Source organism: Streptosporangium sp. NPDC002607 (genome assembly GCF_053592655.1).
In genome coordinates this window covers 13,103-31,174 of the sequence record NZ_JBSFWD010000080.1, presented here as the reverse complement: position 1 = coordinate 31,174, position 18,072 = coordinate 13,103, and the positions used below count along the sequence as shown (strand labels likewise).

The 18,072-nt window shown below is 66.6% G+C and carries 23 protein-coding genes, 1 tRNA gene and 2 pseudogenes; 12 read left to right on the top strand and 14 right to left on the bottom strand.

The genetic code is table 11. The features are described from left to right. Positions 1 to 75: 75 nt before the first annotated feature. From ACWD3H_RS44155 to ACWD3H_RS44140, 4 genes are all read right to left on the bottom strand, one after another. Complete coding sequence (locus tag ACWD3H_RS44155) at positions 76 to 270, bottom strand: hypothetical protein (protein WP_350930140.1); 195 nt, start codon at positions 268 to 270, stop codon at positions 76 to 78. Between the two features lie 2 nt (positions 271 to 272). Continuing rightward, positions 273 to 938: a hypothetical protein gene (locus ACWD3H_RS44150; protein ID WP_451959275.1), complete on the bottom strand. Its 666-nt coding sequence runs from the start codon at positions 936 to 938 to the stop codon at positions 273 to 275. A 6-nt stretch (positions 939 to 944) separates the two neighbouring features. After that, positions 945 to 1,628: a hypothetical protein gene (locus ACWD3H_RS44145; RefSeq protein ID WP_355569785.1), complete on the bottom strand. Its 684-nt coding sequence runs from the start codon at positions 1,626 to 1,628 to the stop codon at positions 945 to 947. Positions 1,629 to 2,153: 525 nt separating this feature from the next. Continuing rightward, the gene (locus ACWD3H_RS44140) at positions 2,154 to 2,591 is read right to left on the bottom strand and encodes a hypothetical protein (protein WP_451959274.1); all 438 of its coding nucleotides are present in this window, start codon (positions 2,589 to 2,591) and stop codon (positions 2,154 to 2,156) included. 110 nt (positions 2,592 to 2,701) lie between these two features. Here ACWD3H_RS44140 and ACWD3H_RS44135 point away from each other — a divergent pair. Continuing rightward, positions 2,702 to 2,778 (top strand) — tRNA-Pro (locus ACWD3H_RS44135). Positions 2,779 to 2,853: 75 nt separating this feature from the next. On the opposite strand, the gene ACWD3H_RS44130 is transcribed toward ACWD3H_RS44135, so the two are convergent. Continuing rightward, positions 2,854 to 3,105, bottom strand: a complete 252-nt coding sequence (locus ACWD3H_RS44130) for a tyrosine-type recombinase/integrase (RefSeq protein WP_451959277.1) — start codon at positions 3,103 to 3,105, stop codon at positions 2,854 to 2,856. After that, positions 3,063 to 3,386 carry a hypothetical protein gene (locus ACWD3H_RS44125; RefSeq protein ID WP_451959273.1) on the bottom strand — a complete coding sequence of 108 codons (324 nt, stop codon included), beginning with the start codon at positions 3,384 to 3,386 and terminating at the stop codon, positions 3,063 to 3,065. Before ACWD3H_RS44125 ends, ACWD3H_RS44130 begins: the two co-directional genes overlap by 43 nt. Positions 3,387 to 3,744: 358 nt before the next feature. Between ACWD3H_RS44125 and ACWD3H_RS44120 the strand changes: the two genes are divergently transcribed. After that, positions 3,745 to 4,302, top strand: coding sequence for an SMI1/KNR4 family protein (locus ACWD3H_RS44120; protein ID WP_451959272.1), 558 nt, complete (start codon positions 3,745 to 3,747; stop codon positions 4,300 to 4,302). A gap of 81 nt (positions 4,303 to 4,383) precedes the next feature. Here the strand turns inward: ACWD3H_RS44120 and ACWD3H_RS44115 are convergent. The 3 genes and pseudogenes from ACWD3H_RS44115 to ACWD3H_RS44105 all read right to left on the bottom strand — a co-directional run. Next, a pseudogene (locus tag ACWD3H_RS44115) lies at positions 4,384 to 4,668 on the bottom strand (RapZ C-terminal domain-containing protein); the annotation flags it as partial. Between the two features lie 532 nt (positions 4,669 to 5,200). Continuing rightward, on the bottom strand, positions 5,201 to 5,449 hold the full coding sequence (locus ACWD3H_RS44110) for a hypothetical protein (RefSeq protein ID WP_451959271.1): 249 nt from the start codon (positions 5,447 to 5,449) through the stop codon (positions 5,201 to 5,203). Positions 5,450 to 5,484: 35 nt separating this feature from the next. After that, positions 5,485 to 5,772: a hypothetical protein gene (locus ACWD3H_RS44105; RefSeq protein WP_400713609.1), complete on the bottom strand. Its 288-nt coding sequence runs from the start codon at positions 5,770 to 5,772 to the stop codon at positions 5,485 to 5,487. A gap of 143 nt (positions 5,773 to 5,915) precedes the next feature. Here ACWD3H_RS44105 and ACWD3H_RS44100 point away from each other — a divergent pair, with 143 nt between their 5' ends. Then, positions 5,916 to 7,172 (top strand): XRE family transcriptional regulator, encoded by a 1,257-nt coding sequence (locus tag ACWD3H_RS44100; protein ID WP_451959270.1) that lies wholly within the window; start codon positions 5,916 to 5,918, stop codon positions 7,170 to 7,172. A 62-nt stretch (positions 7,173 to 7,234) separates the two neighbouring features. Here ACWD3H_RS44100 and ACWD3H_RS44095 read toward each other — a convergent pair whose 3' ends face one another. The 3 genes from ACWD3H_RS44095 to ACWD3H_RS44085 form a co-directional block, all read right to left on the bottom strand. Then, the gene (locus tag ACWD3H_RS44095; RefSeq protein ID WP_451959269.1) at positions 7,235 to 8,062 is read right to left on the bottom strand and encodes a hypothetical protein; all 828 of its coding nucleotides are present in this window, start codon (positions 8,060 to 8,062) and stop codon (positions 7,235 to 7,237) included. A 572-nt stretch (positions 8,063 to 8,634) separates the two neighbouring features. After that, a complete protein-coding gene (locus tag ACWD3H_RS44090; protein ID WP_451959268.1) occupies positions 8,635 to 9,549 on the bottom strand; it encodes an IS982 family transposase in 915 nt (304 codons plus the stop codon). Positions 9,550 to 9,619: 70 nt separating this feature from the next. Next, complete coding sequence (locus ACWD3H_RS44085; RefSeq protein ID WP_451959267.1) at positions 9,620 to 10,615, bottom strand: zinc-binding dehydrogenase; 996 nt, start codon at positions 10,613 to 10,615, stop codon at positions 9,620 to 9,622. A gap of 160 nt (positions 10,616 to 10,775) precedes the next feature. On the opposite strand from ACWD3H_RS44085, the gene ACWD3H_RS44080 reads away from it, so the two are divergent. Next, positions 10,776 to 11,405, top strand: a complete 630-nt coding sequence (locus ACWD3H_RS44080) for a TetR/AcrR family transcriptional regulator (protein ID WP_451959266.1) — start codon at positions 10,776 to 10,778, stop codon at positions 11,403 to 11,405. A 61-nt stretch (positions 11,406 to 11,466) separates the two neighbouring features. On the opposite strand, the gene ACWD3H_RS44075 is transcribed toward ACWD3H_RS44080, so the two are convergent. Further along, complete coding sequence (locus ACWD3H_RS44075; protein WP_451959265.1) at positions 11,467 to 12,231, bottom strand: class I SAM-dependent methyltransferase; 765 nt, start codon at positions 12,229 to 12,231, stop codon at positions 11,467 to 11,469. 164 nt (positions 12,232 to 12,395) lie between these two features. Between ACWD3H_RS44075 and ACWD3H_RS44070 the strand changes: the two genes are divergently transcribed. Beyond that, the gene (locus ACWD3H_RS44070) at positions 12,396 to 12,581 is read left to right on the top strand and encodes a hypothetical protein (protein WP_451959264.1); all 186 of its coding nucleotides are present in this window, start codon (positions 12,396 to 12,398) and stop codon (positions 12,579 to 12,581) included. Further along, positions 12,545 to 12,961 (top strand): hypothetical protein, encoded by a 417-nt coding sequence (locus ACWD3H_RS44065; protein WP_451959263.1) that lies wholly within the window; start codon positions 12,545 to 12,547, stop codon positions 12,959 to 12,961. Before ACWD3H_RS44070 ends, ACWD3H_RS44065 begins: the two co-directional genes overlap by 37 nt. A gap of 10 nt (positions 12,962 to 12,971) precedes the next feature. On the opposite strand, the gene ACWD3H_RS44060 is transcribed toward ACWD3H_RS44065, so the two are convergent. Further along, on the bottom strand, positions 12,972 to 13,337 hold the full coding sequence (locus ACWD3H_RS44060; RefSeq protein ID WP_451959262.1) for a hypothetical protein: 366 nt from the start codon (positions 13,335 to 13,337) through the stop codon (positions 12,972 to 12,974). Positions 13,338 to 13,577: 240 nt separating this feature from the next. Here ACWD3H_RS44060 and ACWD3H_RS44055 point away from each other — a divergent pair, with 240 nt between their 5' ends. The 6 genes and pseudogenes from ACWD3H_RS44055 to ACWD3H_RS44030 all read left to right on the top strand — a co-directional run bounded on the left by ACWD3H_RS44055 (position 13,578) and on the right by ACWD3H_RS44030 (position 18,069). After that, on the top strand, positions 13,578 to 14,048 hold the full coding sequence (locus ACWD3H_RS44055) for a hypothetical protein (protein WP_451959261.1): 471 nt from the start codon (positions 13,578 to 13,580) through the stop codon (positions 14,046 to 14,048). Between the two features lie 190 nt (positions 14,049 to 14,238). Then, positions 14,239 to 14,595, top strand: a complete 357-nt coding sequence (locus ACWD3H_RS44050; RefSeq protein WP_451959260.1) for a hypothetical protein — start codon at positions 14,239 to 14,241, stop codon at positions 14,593 to 14,595. Positions 14,596 to 14,939: 344 nt separating this feature from the next. Continuing rightward, positions 14,940 to 15,233, top strand: coding sequence for a VOC family protein (locus ACWD3H_RS44045; protein WP_451959259.1), 294 nt, complete (start codon positions 14,940 to 14,942; stop codon positions 15,231 to 15,233). Positions 15,234 to 15,344: 111 nt separating this feature from the next. Next, positions 15,345 to 16,082 (top strand): annotated as a pseudogene (locus ACWD3H_RS44040) (helix-turn-helix domain-containing protein). Positions 16,083 to 16,597: 515 nt separating this feature from the next. Then, on the top strand, positions 16,598 to 16,765 hold the full coding sequence (locus ACWD3H_RS44035; protein ID WP_451959258.1) for a hypothetical protein: 168 nt from the start codon (positions 16,598 to 16,600) through the stop codon (positions 16,763 to 16,765). Positions 16,766 to 17,679: 914 nt separating this feature from the next. After that, positions 17,680 to 18,069 carry an SAM-dependent methyltransferase gene (locus ACWD3H_RS44030; RefSeq protein ID WP_451959257.1) on the top strand — a complete coding sequence of 130 codons (390 nt, stop codon included), beginning with the start codon at positions 17,680 to 17,682 and terminating at the stop codon, positions 18,067 to 18,069. Positions 18,070 to 18,072: the final 3 nt, after the last annotated feature.

Below are 18,072 nucleotides of genomic sequence, written 5' to 3'. Positions count from 1 at the left end.
CTAGCTATACTTATATCTGGCGGGGGGGGGGGCCCCCCCCCCGGCGCCCCCCCCCCCTCCCCACTCGACGGTCGGTCAGCGCCTGCGGCGCCAGCCTCCGCCCCCGGTGGTGGTCCGAGGGCCGGCCGAGCCGATCCCGGCCTGATGCAGAGCGAGGAGCAGAAGTCCGAGAAGCAGGAAGGTCGTCCCGCTGATCCCGCCGATCCTGGTGTTGATCAGGTCGAGCAGGAGTCCGAGGCCGAACACGACGGCGGCGGCGATGGCGAGCATGGTCACCTCGTCCCAGCGGAGATGTTGAGAAGCTGTTCCAGGGTCGTGCGGTAGTCGCGCAGGGCGGTCCGCAGATCCTCGGTGTCGTTCTTCTCGGTGTTCTTCCAGCGTCCCTGGAGCTCGGTGGTCCGGACCTCCAGAGCGTTCCTGAAAGAGGTCGTGATCTCGTCGAGCAGGGAGTCGGCCCGCTGTACCGCGTCGCGCGGGTCGTCCACGAACCCGGCCTGGACCTCCTGCCAGCGCCGCAGCACATCGTCGGAGTCATGGTCGAAGAGGGTCTCGGCCGTGGCGGGTGCCCGGTCGGCCCGCTCGGTGCCGGTGAGGCTCGCGCCCTCGTCGAGCACGTCACCCTGCCGGTCCGCGGCGCTTCCGGGGAAAGCGGGGGTCATCGGGGAGTCGGTAGCGGGGACGCGGTCACGTACGGCGTCATGCGCGGTGTCGTCCAGGGCGTCGTGCGCGCCGGTGCCGGTCACCGGCGTACCCGGGGTCATGGCCGGGTCTCGGGGGAGCGCGTCACCGTCGAGGTCGGCCGGCACGTTGCGCCGGTCGCCGGGCAGGGGGGCGCGGGTATCGGCGTCAGGGGCGGATGGCTCCTGGAACTCGGGTGCCACGTCCTCGTCGGCCTTGTGGACCAGCCGGTCGTTGTCCGGGTTGAATCGATTCTTCACGTCGGGTCACCGTCCTTGGGGATCGCGTCGGTAGGCTCGCTCGTTGCCGTCCGTGGTCTCGGGGGCGGCGGCATCCGGTTGCCTGGGATCATGGTGATGGGGGTCGTGGTCGGCGAGATCGGCCTGCCGGGCACTCCGCTCACCGTTGACCTCGCTGCCGGGAGCCGCGAGCAACTCCTCGAACAGGGCGCGGTAGTGCACCATGGCCTGCCGGAGCTCCTCGGTTGAGGCCTCCTTGTGAGCGGCCCTGCTACTGATCTCGTGGGCCTGCCGGTAGTGGTCGAGAGTGCGGCCGTGCGCGACGGACAGGTCGGAGAGCCGCTGCTCGAAGTCCTCGGTCGGGTAGCCCCGCTCGGCCATCACGGAGGTCACCAGATGGTCGGCCTCCGTCACCGCGAAACCGGGAGCGTCCACGAAACGTTCCTGGACCTCCATCCACTTCCTCGTGTAGATCTCGCGCGTCTGCGCGTCCAGGGTGCGGATGTCGAGGGAGCTGAAGCGCTGCTCGCGGGCTCTGAGCTCCTGCTCGGCGTCGCGCCTGCTGTCACGCTCCTGCAGGGTACGTTCGTATTCGGGGCCGAAGCGGTCACGAAGTCGATGTCGGCGTTGCTGCTGCAGTACGAGATAGCCGACTGCGACGATCGCCACCACCGCGACCACGATGACGGCCACCCAGATCACGGTGGACATGTCTGCCTCCGGTTGTGTAGGCGCTTGTCCCCGTGCGCTGCCCTGGGGTCAGGCCTCGAAACCGGCCGCCGACATTTATTGCCTCCCCGCCACTTCATCTGGATTTGATGTTTTAGCAGGTCCTGTCGGGTATTAGATATTCTTTTACCGCGTTTTCGAATGCGGTTCCCGGCTTCGGTGGCCGCCTATGAATTCCCGTGGCAGGAATCCCGGGCCCGATCTCCGATTTACCGGCCTGCGGGCCGGTGCCCGGTCCCAGGCCGGACCTTCACCCCTCGCTATGTGGACCGGTGCGGTCCCCGGGCCAAGCCTGCACTCCCGGAGCGCGAACCGGTGCCCGGGTCTCCAGGCCGGGCCTTCACCTCTCGGTGTGTGGACCGGTGCGGTCCCCAGGCCGGGCCTGCACTCCCGAAGGGCGAACCGGTGCCCGGCTCACAGGTCGGGCCTTCATCCCCGGTCTGCGGAGTGCCCGGCTCCCAGGCCGGGGATGGGGGCTCAGGCATGTCCTGACTTTCATTAGCCCCGTCAGGCCTGCTCCTCGGAGAGATCGAGAGCTCTGCGGGCCTCGGCCAGCACCCTGGCGGCCAGCCAGTCATCCGTGGAAGCGGGAACCTCGGTGAACCCCCTGCCGGACTCGTACGAGATGTCCAGCCCGGCGGCGACCAGCCGCCCGGCCCAGCGCAGCGCCGTGTTCAGCTTCTCGGCGGGGATCGCCCGCCCCTGCGCCACGGACGACAGGTTCCGCAGGTTCGTCGCGGGCCCCGACTGGCTGTGCGCGCGGTCCAGCTTCCAGGGGATGGCCCGCGAGTGATCGAGCATCGGCTTCGAGAGTCCGGCGGCCCGTTTCGCCTGCAAGATCCCGGACTCGCTCACCCCGAACCGCGCCGCCAGTTCCGCGTTCGACAGCCCCAGCCCGGCCAGCCGCCGCAGCTCCTCCTGGTCGATCAACGCCTTGCGCCCCACGCACCCTCACCTTTCGCGCGATCGCCTGTCCTGACGGACGTCGCCGTGTGCGAAGCCCACCCGATCTGCGCTAAGGTTATGACGTGCACCCGAGAGGTGCGCAGCACAACCGGGACGTAGCGCAGCTTGGTAGCGCACTTGACTGGGGGTCAAGGGGTCGCAGGTTCAAATCCTGTCGTCCCGACCAGGTTTTCGCTGGTCGGCAAGGGTGTCATCCGAAAAGGTGGCACCCTTTCTGCGTTCTGAGTGACTATCGCTTTCCTCACGTGAAGATCCGGTCCATCGCCTCCGCGCCGCCGAGCAGGACCGGGCGGATCTGCTTTCGGTAGACCGCCTCTGTCACGGCGGTTCCGCTGTGGCCGACGAGGCGCGCGATGTCCTCCAGGGGTACGCCGGAGTCGGAGAGCGGCGAGACGAAGCTGTGCCGCATCTCCCGGGGCGTCCAGTTTTTCGCGGGCAGCCCGGCGTCTTTCACGATCCTCCGGAACGCCCGCCGTACGTTGTGGGAGTCCAGGGGAGTGCCGACCAGGGAGGCGAAGACGAGCTCGCGCCCGCCGTCTCCCGCTCCTTGGCCTGCTGCGTCCGGTGCTCCCGGAGGGCTTCGACGCAGCGACGGGGCAGCGCGAGAGATCTCCGCGACTTCCGGGTCTTGGTGTCGCCGCCTTCCCGTACGGAGCGCCACACGGCGATCCACGGGGGAGTGTCGGTACGGGGCTTGCCGCCGAGATCCACCTCTGACCAGACGAGTGCCCGAAGTCCCTCCGTACGGGCACCGATGAGATCGATCAGGGCCAATCTCGGCCGCCTGACATGCGATACCCGCAAACGACGCACGACAGACTGACCGAAAGTAGCACTTGTCACCCATGCCTTGGGGCGGACGTGACCAGGGCTTCGGCAAGCACTGAGTGACCATGTTCAAGGTAGGCGCCCGCTGATGCCTCGTTCGAAGCTGCCCGCAAAGGACTGTGAGTGCATCGCCGCGGGGGGCGGAGGGCAAGACCGGCTTGTCGATGTCGCGGTGCTCAACCTTCACGATCACGCCCTCCACACGGAGCGCTGCGGCGGTCTCTTCGGTCAGGACGACGCTGCTTTTCCGGACTAAGAATTCGTCGATGCGCTTTGTCTGCGAGTGGTGATAACTATTGGCCGCATGGATACTGATCACGCCGACCCCGCCGGCCTCGCCGCTCTTCGCGCCGCCTTCGATGTCGAGGCATGTGAACCACCACTGGGTTGGGATGCCGTGCACGCCTTCGAGGCAGAGCATGGGATCGTCTTGCCGGAGCCGTATCGAACGTTCGTCGCCGAGATCTGCGACGGGTCCGACTCGGGGCCGCCGGGCTACGGGCTTGTGCCGTTGGCTGATCTGCCCGGTGACTGGGGAGATGACCGGCCGCGGCGGGTCTTGGCCCAGCCCTTTCCGCTGACGAAGATGTGGATGTGGGAAGAAGATCCTCGTCCTCAGGAGGAGGTCGATCCTGTTCTTGAGCAGGTCTACGACCATGGCTCGATCGTTCTGGGCACCGACGGGTGCGCCATGTACTGGCATCTCATCGTCAGCGGACCACATCGGGGGCACGTCTGGCAGATCAGCGGCGAAGGCGCCGTCCCCTTCGGCGCCGAGTTCGGCTTCACCACGGGGAATCCCGGGTTCGCCGGATGGGTCAAGCATTGGGCTGCCGACAAGCCCTGGTTCGACGCAGCTTGAGGCAATGGTCACGACGCACCCCGATGCAACACATGGGATGTGCTCTCTCACGGTGTGTCGCCCGGTAGCCCGGTCAACGGATCGATGCCAGCCTCCTGTGCGGCCGGTGGCGAGGGTGACGTCTTGGCCGGTGCCGGCGAGCAAGGCGAGGATGCAGGCCGCGGTGTGGCGGATGAGGGTGCGGGCACCGGGGGTGTCGAGGACGTGCGTTCGGACGGACAGGTCGAGGCCGGTCAGTCGCCTCATGGCGGGGTTGTGGTGCGGGTTGCGGAGGTTGCGGCGCGCGTCGATGGTCAGGTCCGCCTCAGGCGCCGGGCTGTGGCCGTAGCCGAACGAGGTGATGGTGACGGTCCCGCCGTCTGCCATCTCACCGGGATGGGAGCCGTGGTGGATCATGGGGTTCTCCGCTTCGGTTGGAGACCCGCCCCCGGACCTGCTTTCGACGGTCGATCCGGGGGCGGACCTGGCTTTGAGGGGTCGGCCTGCTCCGCGTCCTCGACGTGCCGCCCAGGGGCGGGCATGTTCCACGCTTTGCGGACTACGAAGCGCTGCAGCCCGTTGAGCCCGGCCGCCTCCAGGTCGGCCTCGGTCGGCGGGCTCTCCCTCGTGAACTCCGCGGCGAGAGCCAGCACGTGCCGCGCTTCCTCCATCGGCGGCGGCGTGAACGACGCCGGTGGCCGAACGCAGGTTCGGGACGGCGGCGGTGGTCGTAGTGCTGAGGGGCCCTGGGGCGGACGGACACGCGAAGACGGAGGTGACCCCTCGGTCGGGACACACGATCTGGCAGCTATCGGGGGCGGGGGAGGAATGGGCCAGGGACCTGCCAGGGGCCACCATGCAGGCCCCTGGCAGGCGTGGCGACGCCGTCCCTCCGAAGCACACGCCGCCACGCCCGTCTCTACCGGGCCTTCCCGGACAGCAGCGCCGCCCAGGTCGCCCGAGCCTCAGCGATCGACCAGCGGTGACTTTCGTCCACCCGGTGGCCGTCGTCGAGTTGTGTGGTGCGCCGGATGAACGCCCGTCCGCCGCCCTCGCACAGTTCATAGACCGTGGCCCGGCACACGCAGGTCCACGCCACCGGCCGCACCCGCTCCAACATGTGGTGCGGCTTGCGCCAGTCGAGCCGAACGTGATCACGTTGCGCCATGCCCAGGTGCGGACTCACACACGTCTCAAGCACCATCACAACGGAGCCGCCCCCGCTCTGGGAGGGGGCGCGGGGTGCGTCGCGCGGAGAGCGGCGTAACGGTCAGCGATCCGGCGAGCGGCCGTCGCCGGGTTGTCCGCCGTGTGAGCGGCGTACTTCCTGCGGCCCGTCCGCGCGGAGTGCTCGCCGTTCCACCACATGAAGCGAAAGCCGTCGGACCACACGAGCAGGTCCACCCACACGCTCAGCAGGGCCGCACCGTGCCCATGGTGGACGTCAGAGGTGATGCCGAGACTCTCAAGCTCCGCGTGAAGCCGTTGCATCAAGCACAGAGCCGGATCGTCAGCCGTCGAAACCCGTGAAGTAATCATCACGTTCAGCTAAGCCGCCGCACTCCGGCAGGGCACGATGACAATGGGAGATGGCCAGGGATACGGCCGTATCCGCGAATATCCGGAGGTGAACGATGGGCGCCCCAGGAACACCCCCCGAGTGGGCCGTACGGCTGCGCGACGAGCGCAAGGCCAAGGTCGGCACCGTGGCCGACATGGCACGTCGGCTCAAGGAAGTCGCCGGAGAGCAGCGCGGCAAGCTGCCTGGCATCGACGACCTCACTCGGACGATCCGGGGATGGGAACGCGGCGACCACTACCCCAGCGAGCGCTACCGCCTGCTGTACGCCCGCGCGCTGCGGAGCACCGAGGCCGACCTGTTCGACCTCGCCGAGCGCCCCAGCCTCCCGGTGCCCGCGCTGCCTCTGCCGACCGTCGCACCCGATGCCGATCTGTTCGAGCGGATCGCCCGCAGTGTCCAGCAGCCCAGCCGGGTGGATCAGCGCACCGTGGACTGGCTGGCGACCTGTCTTGCCGAACATCGCAAGGTCGAGGACACCATCGGCTCGCGTCCGTTGCTTGGCATCGTGCGGCAACAGCTCGGCGTGGTGGTCGAGCTTGCCCAGGGCGCCTGCGGTTCGTTGGCCGACACGGTGGTTGACCTGGCCTCGCAGTACGCCCAGTTCGTCGCGTGGATGTCCCTGGACGTCGACGACCAGGCCGCCGCGCTGACCTGGTATGACCGCGCCCATGATTGGGCGTTGGAGATCGGCGACGTGAACATGGCCACGACCACGCTCAGCATGAAGGCCCACCAGGCATGGAGCGCGGGCAACGCACGCAGGTGTGTCCGGCTCGCCGACGCGGCCCGCTGGCACGACGGCCGGGTGACACCGGGCGTGCGGGGGATGGCCGCGCAGATGGCCGCCCGAGGTCACGCGCTCGCAGGGGACGCCCGACCCGCCCGCACGCTGCTGGACGAGGCCGAGGCGCTGATCCGCCGGGCCGCAGAGCACGCCGACGACGAGCCGGTGTGGATGTATTTCTACGACGAGACCTGGTTCCGCCTACAGCGGGGCATGACCGAGCTGCATCTTGCCAACTGGCCGAAAGCGATCGACCTGCTGACGGATGGGTTGTCCGGCCTGCCGGAGACCTACAAGCGGGATCGTGCCTGGTACGGCTCGTGTCTGGCCAAGGCCCACGCCGAGGCCGGAGACGCGACGGCAGCCCTACAGGTGAGCCTGCCCATCGTGGCCGACGCCGTCGAACTGAACCGCCACGCCCGCAAGGAACTGGCCGACGTCGCGGACCTACTCACCCAGTGCAAGTCACTTCAGGCCGCAGCCTTGCAGGAGGCCCTTACGACTGCTGACCATACGTACGGTTGAGAAGGCTGATTATTTTTCGCCGATTGCTGCCCTGTGTTGGGCGGCTGATGCTTTCCGCTCTCCTACTTGCTCTGCCTGAGCTTTGCCTGTGCCTGGGTCGCTACGTCTGGGTGGGAGTCTCGGGCGAGAAGCTGCAAAACGGGCTTCGGGGTAGTGGGCCACGTGGCCAGCCACCATCGCACATTGACCGAGCGGTCGTGGGCAAGGCGGTGCAACTCGTCGTCAGGGAGTTTTCCTGATTGGACTGCCGCTGTACGGACGGTTGCGGACTTATCCCTTGCAAGAAGGCGATGTTGATCCGTTGTAGTGAGCGGGTTCTGAGTAGCGCCACTCCGGACCTTGGGCTCGGCGTCGACTATCAAAACAGCAAGGACGTCTGGGGCATCGGTGTGAGATGCCAAGCTCGATCGTACGTTGGGGTGGGGATCTGTAACGAGTGTCGCGATTGTTTCCTCGTCAAGCCCGCGCTTCTCAGCGAGCAACTGGCGGAGGTCGTCATCCATGGACAGGCAGATGGCACGGTAGACCTCGATATTGGCGGCCGGATGTTCCGGCAGCGACCACCTGACCGACCAGTGGGGGTCTTCCACAAGAGTGACCAGTACCTCAGGTGGACAGGCAGGGTTCTCAGTAAGTGCTTGGCGGGTCTTCAGGTCAGAATCCCGGGCGAGTTTACGTAGCAATCCGCCCGGTGCGTCGGTCCGAGCCGCCAGCGCCCGTCTGACGGTGCGCGAAGGATCCCCCGCCATGGCTTTGAGGATCTCGGTAGGCGTGGCGGAGTTGCTCGCTACGGCCAGCCGAACTTGGACCTTCTTGTCGCGGGCAAGCATGGTCAGGCGATCTTCATCCATGCTTTCATCTGTTTCCGGAAGTCCCGATTCCTGCTTCACCTGTCAGCCTCCATTGATCATGTAAGCGGCATGATCGCAGCCGTCACTGACAGAAAGGCTTGATTGCAGTGCGCCAAAAGCGCCTCGGGTAACCTCGATGGCAATGCCGTTTGTGAGGTTTTCCTGGGTGACCAACTGAGTGACAACGACCCCGGACAAGGCTGGACGTCGGTGGATCACCGTGGACCGTATGCACAGGTGGGGGCGGGTATCAGGCGTGGTCCCGCCCCCTCCCGGTTTGCCTGGGGGTCAAGGGGTCGCAGGTTCAAATCCTGTCGTCCCGATGGTTGAAGTGGGCTGTAAGCCCAGGTCAGGGCCTTATCTCACTTCGGTGAGATGGGGCCCTTGATTTTTTCCAAGGGGCGTCGTCTCACAATTTCTCACATACCGAGTTTGATCTTGCTTAGTCCAGTAGCTCGCCGAGCTTGTCGGAACCCACCCTGAGGCTCTCGGGATCCGGGTGGACGTAGACCCGCTTCGTGAATGACAGGTCACTGTGACCCGCCCACGCCAGGGGGTCAAAAAATTCGGCCGTCGTTGACATCAGCCCTAGATGATCGATTCCAAGGGGTTCAGTGGTCGTAGGCGGTCAGGGCGCGCAGGACTGGCTGGTCGGTGTGGTCGTTGTGCCAGATTGCGGCGGTGAGGGCGAGGATGCGTTGCAGGACGCGGACGGCCACTCCGCCAGGAGTGCGGCCGCGGTGCCGTTCGAGGTCGAGTTGACCCTTGAAGGTTTCGTTGATCGACTCGATGACCTGTCGCAGCGGCTTGAACAGCTGCGACCCGGACCGCTCGGCCTCGCCTTTGCGGGCCGGCCGCAGCAGCCGGACACCCAGCTCGGCCAGCCGCTGTTCGAACTCGTGGCCGAAGTAGTTCTTATCGCCGATCAGCGTCTGGCCCGGGCGCTCTGTGGTGAGCTGGGACTCGGCGTCGAGCAGGTCCAGCAGGGTCTCGCGTTCGTTGGCCTTGGCTCCGGTCAGTGCGAAGGCGACGGGCAAGCCGTGCAGTGTGCAGACCAGGTGCAGCCGCAGTCCCCAGAAGTAACGTGTGTGACTGGCCCAGTACCCGTACTGGGCCCATCCGGCCAGGTCGGAGCGCTTGACGGTCTCACGGGAACGGCCGCACTCAACCGGCGTGGAGTCCACGACCCATACGTCGTCGCTCCACAGCGTGGTGTCCCGGGCCAGCATGCGGGTCACGTGGCGTACGAGGTCTGCGGACTTGCGCAGGCGCTTGTTGTAGCCGGGCTGCTTGGGCAGGTAGGGGAACAGGTACCGCAGGTGGGCATGAGCGTGCCGCAGCCACCGCGCCTCGGAGGTGAAGCCGAGCATGGCCTGCATCATCGCCAGGGTCACCAGCTCGGCATCGCTGAGCTGCGGCGCAATGCCCACAGCCGGCCGCCATGGCCCGAACTGCGGCGAACTCTTCAGCAGATCATCAGTCTTTACATAGAGCGCGGTCGCGAGGGAGTCCAACTCTGTCTTCACGCACCGACATTGGACTCCCTCGCCTCGACTGCGCAGGGGATCGTGGCAATCCCGGCGTGGATACCTTCGACTACGGTGTCAGCACGATCCTGCCGAAGACCTCGCCCGCGTCCATCTTCTGGTGCGCCAGCACGGCTTTGTCCAGTGGCAGCAGGTCGTGCACCACTGTTTCGATCTCGCCGCGACTGGCTGCGGCGAACTGCTCGCTGCGCACGGCACGCAGGTCGGCTTGGGTGACGGTGGCTGCGCTGAAAGTGGCGAAGGACATCGACTTCTGGAACGCCGCCATGATCTTCGTGCCGAAGTCCGCGGGCGGCTGACCTGCGACAGCGCCCACGGCCACCATGCGGCCGTTCGAGTTGAGCCTGTCGAAGAACGACGGCATGTCCTTGCCAGCCACAATGTCGATGATGACGTCATAGCCCGCGGGAGCCTCTTCCCCTCCGTCGCCGGAGCGGTCCAGCACGTAGGTCGCGCCGAGACGGCGCAGCCGCTCGCCGCGCTCGGCCGACGATGTCGTGACCGCCACCGCGGCGGCACCACCGCGAGCCGCGAGCTGCACTGCCATGATCCCGATGCTGCCGGCCGCGCCACGCACCAAGACCGTCTCCCCGGGAGCAAAATGGGCGTGGCGAAGCCCGAAGTGGGCCACCGCACCGGAACTGCCGAGCGTCACCGCGTCGACGGCGGACAGGCTACTGGGCAGGGGAAGGATCTCCTCGACCGGCGCGACGGCCTGTTCGACGTAGCCTCCGCCGGTGCCGGTGAAGCCCCACACCCGCCGACCAATCCACAACGCATGGACGCCGTCACCGACCGCGGTCACGGTGCCCGCCACCTCGCCACCCGGGATGTGGCCCTCCTTGAAGCCGTAGGCGGCCAGAGCCCCGCTTCGGATCACTGTGTCGACACCACCGACGCCCACCGCCTCGGTGGCGATCAGCACCTGCCCGGCAGCAGGTGTGGGTACCGGCAGGTCGACAACAGCCAGACCTTCAGGACCTCCGTACGTCTGGATCGCGATTGCCTTCAATGTCGTCTCCACGTTCTCGGACCGCTCAAGCACGGTCCTGCTCCATACCCGCCACCGATCGCCGCCCGGCGGGAAGGGGCTTCACACCGCGGCCGAGGATCGGTCCCGGTGCTGCGCGCCCCGATGATCTCGGCGAGCTTCTACACCTCGAACGGTAACGGACGCCCCCGTCCACTTAGGTAAAGTGAGAGTGGTGACCGACCATTTGCCTCATAAGCTGCGTTCCGACGCGATGGACAACCGCGACCGCATCCTCGACGCGGCCCGAGCGCTGTTCTCGGCCGACGGCCTGGATGTGCCGATGCGGGAGATCGCGCGGCGCGCCGGGGTGGGACCTGCCACCTTGTACCGTCGCTTCCCGACCAAGCAGATGCTGGTCGCCGATGCCTTCGCGGACCAGCTGAACGCATGTCGCGCCATTGTCGACGAGGGGTGCGCAGATCCTGATCCGTGGCGTGGCCTGTGCCTGGTGATCGAGAAAATCTGTGAGCTGCACGCACGCGATCGGGGCTTCACCGAAGCCTTCCTGTCAACGCTCCCGGGGGCGCCGGATGTCGCGGGACGTGAGTACACGGTGAAAGCAGTCGCCGGACTGGCCCAGCGAGCCAAGGACGCAGGGCACCTGAGGCCCGACTTCGTCCTGGACGACCTCATTCTCGTACTCATGGCCAACAAGGGGATCCACGCCACATCTACCGCCACCCAGGTCATGGCCTCCCGACGCTTCGCAGGGCTGGCGATCCAGGCGTTCGAAGCCTGCCCTCACCACGCACCGCTACCACCAGCGGCACGACTGGCATCCGCAGCACCGGCCAGCGCCTGACCGTGGGCGAGCGGTATCCACGCTCGACGCGCGAACCACTGAACCCCTTGGAATAGATCGTCTAGGGCATTCCGGGAGGGACGGGCTCCGCGGTACCGCGCCGCGCCACGAACACGAACTCCCTGCGCGGCCGGTCGGGTGCGTCGCGTACGTCCTCGACGACGAAGCCGTGCTCGTGCAAGTCCCGCTCGATCTCCGTACGTTCGCGGAAGCGAAGTGTCGATTCCGAGGTCAGTACGTCCCCGTCCGCAGCGAACACGTGCGTACCCCGGAAGCTCACCAGCGGCAGGCTCACGTCCGTCAGCTCGGCCCAGGTCTCGACGTGGCCGACGCCCGGGATGTCCGTCATGCGGTACGTGGTCTCGCGCGTCCACTCCGCCCACTCCTCCCACACGCGCTGCGCCGGATCGCGCGTCTCGAAGACAAGCCGCCCGCCGGGCCGCAGCGCCTCGTACGCGCCGCGCAGCGTCGTACGCCATGCCTGCGGATCGGCGATCGCCTGGGCGACGTTCCCGGTCATCGTCACCAGGTCGATCTGCATGGGCGGCAGGTCCCCCGCGTCGCCGTCGAGCCAGCGCACCCGCTCCGCGCCCGGCTTGCCACGCGCGACGTCGACGGACGCCCGCGCGGGATCGATCCCGGTGACCGTAATCCCGCGCTCGGCGAGCAGCAGCGCGAACACGCCCGTACCGCACCCGATGTCCAGCACGGACCGCGCGCCGAACTCCTCCGCCATCGCGAGATACGCGTCGAGATCGCTGCGGTCCGGATCGAGTGGGTCGTAGATGGCGGCGAGGCGCGGATGCCCGAAAGCTGTGTCAACCATGGAGGCGAACGTATGTGGCCCCGAGCCCGCGCGGCCACTGCTTTCTCGGGTTACGGCGCCAAGCGGGCGCGGCGAAGTGCGCCGCTGTGAACCGCGCCGGGGTACATCAGACCGTCTACTGGCATTTCGTGCGCTGGGAAGAGCAAGGAGTGACCCAGAGAATCATGGATGTGCTGCGTCGGCGGGTCCGCAAGAGCGTCGGCCGTGAGGCCGAGCCGTCGGTCGCGGTGCTGGACTCCCAGAGCGTCAAGGGTGCCGACACCGTCGGCCGCGACAGTCGCGGCTACGACGCGAACAAGAAGATCAACGGTTTGTGGTCACCGACACCCTCGGATTGTTGCTGGCGGTGATGGTGCGTCCTGGTGCCACCACCATGCTGTTGGGGGTGTATCTAAGCGGTGCCTGCCGGGTGGTGTTCGCCGATCAGGGCTTTGCCGGGCGGCTGGTGGTCTGGGCACGCGAGGTGCTGGGCATCATCGTGCACATCGTCGCCAAGCCCGCCGGCCAGCGAGGTTTCCGGGTCCATCCCAAGCGGTGGGTGGTCGAGCGGGCGCTGGCGTGGTTGATGATGCATCGGCGGCTGGTGCGTGACTACGAGCGTCGGCCACTGATCAGCGAGGCGATGATCCGGTGGGCGGCGATCGGTACGCTGCTGCTGCGGATCACCCGGGGGTGTCCCGCTCAGCGGCCCGGACCACGGCCACTCGAACAGATCCGCTCAGGCCGATGATCCTCCGTCCTCAGAAGGCTCGGAACCGACTCAGCAGCTCTTGCGCGGGCTGACTGTCCGCCTTGAACCCGACGAGATCGCGCTGGCCGCTGGGGGGTAAGAAAAACAGCGCGTTGTTGCATTCGAAGCAGAAGGCGATCTCGAACAGAAGGCGATCCGCGTCGTGGGCCCGGATCCCGTAGCCAGGTCGGAAACAGCGCATCCTCTCGTCTGCCGGCAAGCTGGCGACCAGGTCGAGAACTTCGATGGCGTCCGAGTCGCGCCAAGTGCCGACGATCGTTCCGGGAACGCTGGTCCAACGGTGCGAGTTGGAGTAGTCCTCGATCCGGACGCATTCAAGTCGCCGGGTCCGTGTGTAGGCCGTAGGCAGGAGCATCAGGCAAGGATGCCAGCACCACTCAATGGCTGATCTGTGGAGCCGCCGAGGTTTTCGATCACCTCTCAAACACCCACTAAGACCACGCCTGCTCCTCCCGGCGAGGAGCAGGCAACGTGAAGGAGCGCACGGACATTCCTGGGCAGTGCACCCCAACAGAACCACGTTCACCAGACAACCCGCGCACACCCCCAGTCGTCTCACAGGTGCCCTAACCCCTCACCTCCTGGAGATCCGCCTGTGCGTCTCCCCCTCGCTCTCACCGCCGCTACAGCGCTGCTGTTCACCCTCACCGCGTGCGGCGGGCCGACCACCGACCTGGACGCCGCCGGCGTCGTCAAGGCGCTCACCCAGCAGGGGGTGCCGGTCACGCTCACCGTGACCTACACCGCCGACACCGACCCGAACAAGCTGCTGGGCCGCCCGAACGGCTACACCTCCAAGGCGTCGTTCACCGATCAGCGCATCGACGCCGCGAAGGTGGGCGGAGGCAAGGAGGGCGATGTGGGGCTCGGAGGCAGCGTCGAGGTGTTCGAGGACGCGGGGCAGGCTGAGCAGCGGGCCGACTACATCCGGGGGATCGGCGAGAAGCTCCCCGTGCTCGGCGAGTACGACTACGTGGCGGGGCCTGTCCTGTTGCGGGTGTCGAAGGAGTTGACGCCGCAGCAGGCTGAGGAGTTCGAGGCGGCTCTCGGCAAGATCGTGCAGTAGCGGCTTCGGCTGGCGCCCCTGCCCTTCGGGTGGGGGCGTTGCCGTGTCAGCTGGTGGGATGTCGATCCCTGCGGGATGCAAGCAGGCCCAAGCCGATGCGGACAGAATCCTCCACGAAATCGCCCAGGGGAGGAAACCGTACCGGTACGGCTTCCCGCCCCCGGGGAAACGAACCGCGAGGAGAAATGTCATGAGAGCACACAGAATCGCCGGCGTGGTGTCCGCCGTCGCCCTGGCCGGTGGACTTCTCACCGCAGCACTCCCGGCCGCAGCCGCCGCCCAGTCCGAAACCGTCACCATCACTGGCAGCAAGCTTCTGGCTGCGGGGACGGGCGGTTCCGTGTTCCTCAAGTGTCCCGACTCTCACCCGTACCGGGTGCCGAGTTCGGGGCAGTGGGGCACTACGGGCCCCTTTACCAGCGTATGGTCGCCGCCTGCCGGATACCCGGGCTACATGCAGCAGGCGACGTTCTTCTTCAACAACAGCAGCAGGGAGGCCGTACTGGCTTCGGCATGGATGAATTGCACCACTGTGAAGCCGTTCTAACACCGGCACGAGTGGATCACTCCAGGCCGCTATGGGCGGCGGACCCTGTGTCCGCTCCACTCTGACCCGGCGTATCGCCATGCTGGGAGCACCTCCCTTCAGGGAGGTGCTCCCACGAGTCACCGCGAACCGGGTCGGCGGAAGACCGGATCCGACAGGCGGCTGCGAACGATCAGCGGCCAGGGCCAGCATGGCGGCATGCATCCTGAGCTGAGCGCCGCCATCCGCGCCCTGGCCCGCTTCGACTGGGACGCGTCTCGTGCTCGGCTCGCGCCGACTGTAGGAGTGCCTCCGGAAGACGTGGAAGCCATCATGCGCATCCTGCCGTCCATCACGGAGACCTCATGCACATCAGCCTGATCGTCGTCTACACCGAGCGCCTCGAAGATTGCCGCGCCTTCTACGCGGGCCTGGGCCTGTCCTTCGTCAAGGAGCAGCACGGCGCCGGCCCCGAGCACTACGCTGCGACGCTCGACGGCGTCGTCTTCGAGCTCTACCCCGCCACCAGCCGTCCGGCCACCGGGAGCCTGCGGCTCGGCTTCACCGTCCCAGTCGACGCCGTCGCGCCGCTGCCGGCGCCCGGTCGGCACGTCCTCGTCGATCCTGACGGTCGCAGCGTAGACCTGTGCGTCACCTAGTGCGGTGGCCGCATACGTTGGCAGGCTCGGTCGATTGGCCGGTGGCTGAGGTGTGATGATCTCGCGGTGGGTTATCGACAGGGGCTACCCGTCAGGGAAGGAGGCCTTGTCGTGGCTGAGCGAGTACGAGCGCGCCGGTTGACTCCCGAAGAAGGCGCTGAACTGCTGCGTATCGTGCGCCGCGGCGAGCACGGCTCGATCCGGGTCCGCCGGGCGATGATCATCATGGCGTCCGCCTCGGGAAACACCACCCCGGCGATCGCCCGCCTGGTAGCCGCCGACGATGACACCGTGCGCGATGTGATCCACGCCTTCAACGACCACGGCCTGGCCGCGCTGGACCCTCACTGGGCGGGCGGACGCCCCCGCCGGATCACCGCTGAGGACGAGGCGTTCATCGTGGCCACCGCCAAAACGCGGCCCAAGCGCCTGGGACTGCCGTTCACCCACTGGAGCATCCGCAAACTCACCGACCATCTGGCCACCGGCGCCGAACACCGGGTGGACATCGGCCGCGAGCGGCTGCGCCAGATCCTGCGCGGCCACCGCATCTCTTTTCAGCGCACCCGCACCTGGAAGGAGTCCACCGACCCCGCCTTCGACGCCAAGTGCCTCCTGGGCCAACCCGATCGAGCCGCATTTCGGGCCGCTGCGCAGTTTCGTGATCGCCAACTCCGACCTGCCCAATCACATGGTGCCGCCCGTGATCTGCAGGCCTACCTGCGCTGGCGCAACGCCCACGCCCGTCATCCCGATGTGCTGGCCGCCCAGCGCCGCGAACGCGCCCGCATGAGAGTCAACCCAGGAAACATACGTGGTCACCGCACTAGACGACGACAGCACCGGTGATCAACCTACGGGCTGGGCAGGGGCCGGTCCACGAAGTTTCGGCCGGATCCGTTCGGCGAGATCAATGGCTCCCCGGCGTGGTCCTGGGCCATCGTCGAGCCCTGGATGATCCGCTCCGGCGAGCTGGCCAAGTAGGACCGGAAATGGAGAGCCACGGCGCTGGGAAGTCGCCGGCGCCCTTTCGCGTGCCGGAGCAGGTCCTTATGGCGAACAAGCCGGATACGAGTCGCCGATCGAGCAGGCGCGGCGCCGGCTGCTGCTCGCCTCCACGTAGACGCGCGGCCCGCTCTTCGGTTTCACCACGAGCCTTCCCTGCCGGTCGACGAACTTCCCAGAGTGGCCGTTCGGGGCGTCGTGGTAGCGGTTGCCAAGTTGCACCTTCAAGTCATGGGGCAGCCGGAGCGGCCGCCACCGCGGACCTGCTGCCGCGGTCGGTCCTCGACCGCCGCAAGAGCCCGTACCCCTCCACCCAGAACCCCGCCTACGACCGGGCCGCCAACGAGGAGCCGGGCCGGGTGCTCGCCGACCCGAACTCGCCGTTGTATCCCCTGCTCGACAAGGAGAAGGCGCGGCTCAGGGCGGACGGCAAAGGCCCCGGCGGGCGCATGGAGCGCAACCTGCTGGACAACACGCTGCGGATGAACACCTGGCTCGACTCCTACGGCATCACCCTGGACGTGTAGGCCGGCGGACCCGATGCCGGTGTCGCCGGACAGCGTCCATGAACGACTGGCTCTCCTGCCGGGAGCGCCGTGTCAGAGGAGAATCGCCCGGGTCGTCCGGTCCCCGCGTGCCGACGAATCGCGATCGATGTCAGATCAGCTTGGCGAAGGCGGTGAAAGGGAGGCGACTCGATTACCCTGGCCGCGGACCGGCCATTCGAGAGGCGCGGACGGACTCTCGCGAAAAAGCACGCTGAAACCCCTGGTCCGTTGCTCGTGACGAGACTTCGCGAACCCGGGATGAGTCGGAGATCCGCCGGTGGCGCGGCTGCAAGCAGTCCGAAGGGCGCGTCTATACCGACCACCTCAAGCCGGACACCCACCACGACTTTGCCGGGACCCGGCCGCACCACCTGATAACGGTCAGAAATCAGCTCGTTTATGTGCGGGGTGGCTCAAATGTCTGTGGAAATCCTTAGCATCAGTGTGCCCCGGAGTTCACCGCGCCAGTCTTGTGCGTAGACCACTTGACGCAGCATGGGCGGCATAGATAGAAACGTCACAGTTTGTGCCCCAACCAGGCCGACCAGCCGCCATTCGACCCACCGACCGGGACTCCCGCCTTACCCTACCACCTGCACCTATTCGCGACGATGGATTATCTGGCGTAAATCAGCGATTGCTGCGTCCGCGAATTTTCAGGGTCAGATTATTTGATGGAAATGAACATCTCGAGTTACGATTATGCTTCTGGCTGAAACGCATGCAAGAAGATCTACCAGGCGGAGTGGTGAGAGGTAATGTACACCGCGCCCAGCTGATTTCCGGCGTTCGCGATCATTCATCCGGTCGGCGCATCAATCAACGATATTAGTCAATATCAAGTCTGTCGCCCCGTCGTACCTGAAGCACGAACATACCCAGGAGGTCCCCCCATGGCCACCCAGCAGCGACTCTCGGCCTGGCATGACGTGCTCGCCATTGGCCGGAGCATTAGGCTCGCCATGTCGTCACCCGAGAGCCGTGCCAAACGTGCCTATGAGATCTTTCCGCCGAGCACCTGGACCGCGCTGAACGATCACAGCTCGTACCTCAATTTCGGCTACTGGCGCGATGAAGCCGACACGCTCGACGACGCGTGCGAGGCGCTGGCGGAGAAGTTGGCGGACGCCGCGGGCTTTCAGGAGGGCGATCGCATTCTTGATGCCGGGTTCGGATATGGCGATCAGGACTTTATGTGGTTGGAACGGCACAATCCTTCAAAGATCGTTGGATTGAACGTAACGCCGACGCATGTGCGGATCGCCCAGGAGAAGGCCCGTTAACGT